Genomic DNA, 1308 nt, shown 5'->3' on the forward strand with positions numbered 1-1308 from the left:
CCCCCGGCCGGCGGCCCCGGAGGAGACGGCCGCCGAGCGGTGGGAGCGCGCCACGCGACTCTTCGATGACCGAGACTACGCCGGGGCCGCCCGGCTGCTCGCCCCCCTCGTCGAGGAGGCCCCCCAGCAGATCGCGCCCCGGCTGCTGCTGGCCCGCGCCTACTATCACTCGGCCCAGCTGCGGCGCGCCGAGGAGCAACTCCGCGAGGTCATCGCCCGCGATCCGGTCGAGGACTACGCACACCTGCTGCTCGGCCGCACCCTCCAGCGCCAGGGGCGCGACGAGGACGCGAAGCCCTACCTGCGGACGGCCGCTGCCCTCTCCGGAGCCGCCCGAGCCGAAGACGAGACCACCCAGTGAGTCCGGAGCGGAGACAGTGATGAGCAACGTCGAGACGGAGCCAGCCGTGCTGCGCTGCGGAGCCACGGCCGACGCCGGGGACGGCCCGCCCGGGCCCAGGGTGGAGATCCTCGCCCCGCGCGAGGTGCCGCTGGGCGGCCCACGGTCGATGACCGTGCGACGCACCCTGCCGCAGCGGAGCCGGACACTGATCGGCGCCTGGTGCTTCGCCGACCACTACGGCCCCGACGACGTCGCCGCCACCGACGGCATGGACGTCCCCCCGCACCCCCACACCGGTCTCCAGACGGTGAGCTGGCTGTTCAGCGGCGAGGTCGAGCACCGCGACAGCCTCGGCAGCCACGCGCTCATCCGGCCCGGGGAGTTGAACCTCATGACGGGCGGACACGGCATCGCCCACTCGGAGGTCTCCACGCCCAGGACCACGGTGCTGCACGGCGTCCAGCTGTGGGTGGCGCTGCCCGAGGCACACCGCGGCGCCGACCGCGAGTTCCGACACCACGTGCCCGAGCCCGTGCGGGTCGAGGGAGCCGAGATCCGGGTCTTCCTCGGCTCCCTCGCTGGGGCCGTCTCGCCCGTCCGCACCTTCACCCCCCTGCTCGGCGCCGAACTCCTCGTCGAGCCACGGGCGACCCTCGCCCTCACCGTCGACCCGGACTACGAACACGGCCTCCTCGTCGACCGCGGCGACCTCCTCCTGGCCGACACCCCGCTCCGACCGGCGGACCTCGGCTACCTCGACACCGGGCACGACACCATCCACCTGACCAACACCTCGGACGCCCCGGCCCGCGCCCTGCTGCTCGGCGGACCGCCCTTCGGGGAGGAGATCGTCATGTGGTGGAACTTCGTCGGCCGCAGCCACGACGACATCGTCCGGGCCCGCACCGCCTGGGAGAACGGCACCGACCGCTTCGGCACCGTCGAGGGCTACGACGGCCCCCCGC

At 74.2% G+C, this 1308-nt stretch carries 2 protein-coding genes; both read left to right on the plus strand.

What is annotated here, in order from left to right:
- Nucleotides 1-361 (plus strand): tetratricopeptide repeat protein (locus E1265_RS36275; protein WP_243741366.1); only part of this gene is annotated, 361 nt, incomplete at its 5' end.
- A gap of 19 nt (nt 362-380) precedes the next feature.
- The coding region (locus E1265_RS36280) for a pirin family protein (protein ID WP_132935182.1) at nt 381-1308 on the plus strand (928 nt) is incomplete at its 3' end.

Origin of the sequence: Streptomyces sp. 8K308 (assembly GCF_004348315.1) — a bacterium.
GTDB lineage: Bacteria > Actinomycetota > Actinomycetes > Streptomycetales > Streptomycetaceae > Streptomyces.